4 protein-coding genes and 1 pseudogene are annotated in these 4,245 nt (G+C 63.2%); 4 read left to right on the top strand and 1 reads right to left on the bottom strand.

Going from position 1 to position 4,245, the window contains the following annotated elements; all coding sequences use genetic code 11:
• On the top strand, positions 1-605 hold a 605-nt coding region (locus AC5RWT_RS35000), incomplete at its 5' end, for a dioxygenase family protein (RefSeq protein WP_494084236.1).
• A 73-nt stretch (positions 606-678) separates the two neighbouring features.
• Positions 679-1,165, top strand: a pseudogene (locus AC5RWT_RS34995) (flavin reductase family protein).
• 104 nt (positions 1,166-1,269) lie between these two features.
• On the opposite strand, the gene AC5RWT_RS34990 reads toward AC5RWT_RS34995, so the two are convergent.
• On the bottom strand, positions 1,270-1,746 hold the full coding sequence (locus AC5RWT_RS34990) for an SRPBCC family protein (RefSeq protein ID WP_494084235.1): 477 nt from the start codon (positions 1,744-1,746) through the stop codon (positions 1,270-1,272).
• Between the two features lie 178 nt (positions 1,747-1,924).
• Here AC5RWT_RS34990 and AC5RWT_RS34985 point away from each other — a divergent pair, with 178 nt between their 5' ends.
• On the top strand, positions 1,925-2,971 hold the full coding sequence (locus tag AC5RWT_RS34985) for an NAD(P)-dependent alcohol dehydrogenase (RefSeq protein ID WP_494084234.1): 1,047 nt from the start codon (positions 1,925-1,927) through the stop codon (positions 2,969-2,971).
• Positions 2,972-3,757: 786 nt separating this feature from the next.
• On the top strand, positions 3,758-4,245 hold a 488-nt coding region (locus tag AC5RWT_RS34980), incomplete at its 3' end, for a DUF4190 domain-containing protein (RefSeq protein WP_494084233.1).

Below are 4,245 nucleotides of genomic sequence, written 5' to 3'. Positions count from 1 at the left end.
TCTGGGTCGAGCACTCCGTGGAGGACGTAGCCACCAGCCACCGCCATGGCAACAAGGGCTCCATCGAGGGGCCCTACTACATCCCCGACGCTCCGGAACAAAAGTCGCCGGCGAAGATCAGCATGCGCCCGGATGAAAAGGGCACCCCGCTGCTGTTCCAGGGCCAGGTCCGCTCCACGGACGGCTCCCCGCTGCCGAACGCCAAGATCGAGCTGTGGCACGCCGACGAAGAGGGCTACTACTCCCAGTTCGCTCCGGGCATTCCGGAGTGGAACCTGCGCGGGGCCTTCATCGCCGATGAGCAGGGCAACTTCCACATCGACACCATGCAGCCGGCACCGTACCAGATCCCAACCGACGGCGCCTGCGGCCAACTGATTGCCGCCGCGGGCTGGCATGCCTGGCGGCCGGCGCACCTGCACCTGAAGGTCTCCGCACCCGGTTACGAACTGCTGACTGCCCAGCTGTACTTCCCGGGCGACCCGCACAACGAGGACGACATCGCTACCGCGGTCAAGCCGGAACTGATGCTTGACATCAAGCCGGCCGAATCCGGCACCGGCGTGCAGACCACCTACGACTTCGTCTTGGACCCCGCGTCCTAGCCGGCCGTCCCGACGTCAGGAGGACCCTGTGTCGCCGCAATCTGCCCTGCCCGCCATTGATGCCCGCAGGCTGATGGAAGCCTTCGCCGGCTTAGGCAGTGCGGCTGCAGTCGTCACGGTGAACGGCGGAGACGGTGTGCCCTGCGGCGTCGGGGCCAGCGCTGCCGGCCCGGTGTCGCAGGATCCGCCGCTGATTCAAGTCACTCTGTGGCGCAGCCCCGCGGCGCGGGGCGTGCTGGGCAATTCCAGTTTCGCGGTCAACGTGCTCTCGGAAGACCAGGCGGAGAGTGCGCCATATTGCCCGCGGGTCGGCTTCCGGCCTCGCATGGCGGAACGACGGCGGTGTGCCCGTCCTGGGCGGCAACGCCGCCACGATCGTGTGCACACCGTGGAACGTGTACGACGGCGGCGACCATGTTCTGCTCGTGGGCGAAGTTTTGAGATACGACCTGGGCGCTGCCCGGCCGCTAATGCTGGGGGAGGGCCTGCAGTCCGGCGCGGATGAAAACCGCCAGCAACCGGAGCCGGTGCTGTGGTCGTGGGGCCGGTCCGGGGTGTGATTCTCCTGCTGCCCCGGGTGTGAAGGCGTCCTGGCAGGGTTAAACACCGGTGGGCCGGCACCAAGAGCCGGCCCACCGTCGTCGTAATTTTTGGGGTTTGAGGTTTAGAGTTGCGTGCCGATGGGGCCGCTGTCCTTGACCTCGCCACGCCAGGCACCGGTCTCGGTGCCGCGGGTTTCAATGAACTCCTTGAACTTGCGCATGTCCGACTTCACTTGCTTGTCGTCGATGTTCAAAGCGGCACCGACCTTCTCGGTGAAGGTTTCGGGATCCCACTCGAAGCGCACCGAGACCTTGGTGCTGTTCGCGGCGAGCGGGCTAAAGGTGACAACCCCGGCGTGCGACTTGCCATCGGTGCTGCGCCAGGCGATCCGCTCGTCCGGCTGCTGCTCGACGATCTCGGTGTCGAATTCGCGCTCTACCCCGCCGACCTTGGTCTTCCAGTGGTTGGTGGTGTCGGTCAGTTGGGTCACGGACTCAACGCCGGACATAAAGTTCGGAAAGGATTCGAACTGCGTCCACTGGTCGTACGCTGTGCGGACCGGAACGGCTACATCAATGGTTTCTTCCACGGTTTGCATCAGTTGCCTCCTTTGGAATAGGGCCAGGGGCGCCGTTGCGCCCCTTGAGGTGGCCTCGTTGCCTACGCTACACAGGCTGGTGAAAGGTGACAACTCGATAGACAGCTTGCTGATCATTTTCCCCAGTGCGTAGGGTGGCGTGTGTAGCAATCGCAGAACCGACCGGCAGGAGTGGATGATGCGCGCTGTAGTGTTCGAGGATTTCAAGACTTTCCCCACCATCAAGGAAGTGGAGCGGCCGAAGCCCCGGGCCGGGGAGGTGCTGCTGAAGGTCGCCGGCGCCGGAGCGTGCCACTCGGATGTTGCCATTTATCACGACTTCGAGGCCGGTGGCCCGGGAGCTGTACCGCCGCCGTTCACGCTTGGCCATGAAAATTCCGGATGGGTCGAAGAACTCGGCGAGGGCGTGGAAGGCTTCAACGTCGGCGACGCGTACCTGGTGTACGGGCCGATCGGCTGCGGGCACTGCAAGGCGTGTTCGCGCGGCCAGGACACCTACTGCGAGAACGCGGCCAAGATGCCCTACCTCGGCGTGGGCCTGGGGCGCGACGGCGGGATGGCCGAGTACGTCAGCGTGCCGGCCCGGAACCTGGTGCCGCTGGGCGACGCCGATCCGGTGGCCGCGGCGCCGCTGGCCGACGCTGCGCTGACTCCGTATCACGCCATCAAGCAGTCGCTGCCGCACCTGGCCGGTGGCGGCAAGTACGCGCTGGTCATCGGGCTGGGCGGTTTGGGCCAGATCGCCGTGCAGATCCTGAAGGCGTTGACGGGCGCCACTGTCATCGCCACCGACATGAAGGAAGAGGCGATGCGCAAGGCCGAAGAGGCCGGCGCGGTGACCGTTCCCGGCGGCGACGGGCAGGCTGAGCGGATCCGTGAAATCACCGGCGGCCGCGGGGTTGATGCCGCATTCGACTTTGTGGGTGTGGGTCCGACCGTCAAGACCGCCGCCGCTTCCATGGCCCGGCTGTCCAGGCTGACGGTGGTGGGGATCGCCGGCGGCACGTTGGAGTGGAGCTTCTTCACCAATCCGTACGAGTCCGTCATCACCAACACCTACTGGGGCACCATCGAGGACCTCCACGAAGTGGTGGACATGTACAAGGCCGGGCAGATTGTTCCGGAGATTGAGCGCTACAGCATGGACGATGCGCTGGAGGCCTACCGCAAGCTGCAGGCCGGCGAACTCAGCGGCCGCGCCGTGGTGGTTCCGCACGGAAGCTAGCCAAAGACATGGCCCGACGGCGGTGGGTCTGCTGCGACGGCCGGCCCGCCTTCTTCGGCGGGCTTGACTGCCGAGTAAGCGCAGCGCCGGCGGGCACCATCTGCCCCTGCCCTAGTCGCCAGCACATTCATTCACTGGCGGCGCCGGCCCGGACTCGCTGCGCATCAGCCGCGACTACGACGAGGCGTCTGTTTTGTCCGACAAGTGGTTCGAAAGACGATCGATGGGAGATGTTCCTGGCATCTCCAGCTTGGGGCCTGGGTTTCAACGTCGAAAGTGACACTTCAGGAAGATGGTTCACGTTCGCCGGTTCATCGAGCTTCTCGGATTTTTGGTGAGCAACATTTGACGAAGCCCATAGGCGGTCATGAAAAGCGTCAATAATCACTGTTTATGCCGTCGGTTCAGCCGCTGAGTTCGACCCCTTATATGGGTGAAACCATTTTAGACAAATGACCTGTTGATCTGAACCTCTATGGGTCCCGCTGGTTACTTGCTAGCTACCATCGACCTTTCTGGGCGCGAATACTCGCAATCGCGCCCACTTCTGACCATAGATCATTCCGCTGGGCAACAGCGTGAAGCCGCTCGAAGATTTCATAAAGGAAGCATTAACCTCGCTTCGTGGTTATCGTGAGATAGACCACTAAAATCCCCGAGCGCGGCTATGCTGCGACCCCGTACCGAGAGTTCGTTCGACTTTCATAAACAGTGATTTTGAAAGAAAAGGATGCCATAGAATGAAACAGAGCTGCACGCAAATTTGACGAAAGAGCTATGCCCCCCATGAGCGATTACACACCCACCACCTTCACGTCGACTCCTTCAGCATCGGCGGAAAACAGGTACCCGGACTCGTACCCGAACCAGCACAAACCCGAGCCGAAGTACAATCTGTTCTCGCTCATCTCGTTCATCAGCGCGTTCTTCCTGTCGGTGCCGGCGGTGGTCATGGGCCACATGGCCCTGTCGGAGATCAAGAAGACCGGCGAAAGGGGCCGAGGTCTCGCATTGGCGGGGCTGATCCTCGGCTATCTGGGTACGCTGGCGGGCTTGGCTCTTACTGTGTTGTTGGTTGTGGTGGCGCTGGCGGGGCCCGCTTCTTCGGAGTTTGGTGTTGTGGACAGCAAAGCGCCTCGCGGCCTCCCCCAGACGGCACCGGCACAGACCGAGTCCGAGGATCTGCCTACCCCGACGGCGGAGGGAACCGTTTCGGCGCACTTCTGCGACGTAATGGCCAGCATGAATGCGTCGGAGCAGACGCCCGAGGACAT

The sequence above is a fragment of the Arthrobacter sp. Dra40 genome (assembly GCF_059091905.1).
This window is presented reverse-complemented; position numbering and strand designations above follow the sequence as displayed.

Bases quoted from the DNA above. Each gene is read 5' to 3' on its own strand.
- AC5RWT_RS34990 (WP_494084235.1), bottom strand. From the start codon at position 1,746: ATGCAAACCGTGGAAGAAACCATTGATGTAGCCGTTCCGGTCCGCACA.
- AC5RWT_RS34985 (WP_494084234.1), top strand. From the start codon at position 1,925: ATGCGCGCTGTAGTGTTCGAGGATTTCAAGACTTTCCCCACCATCAAG.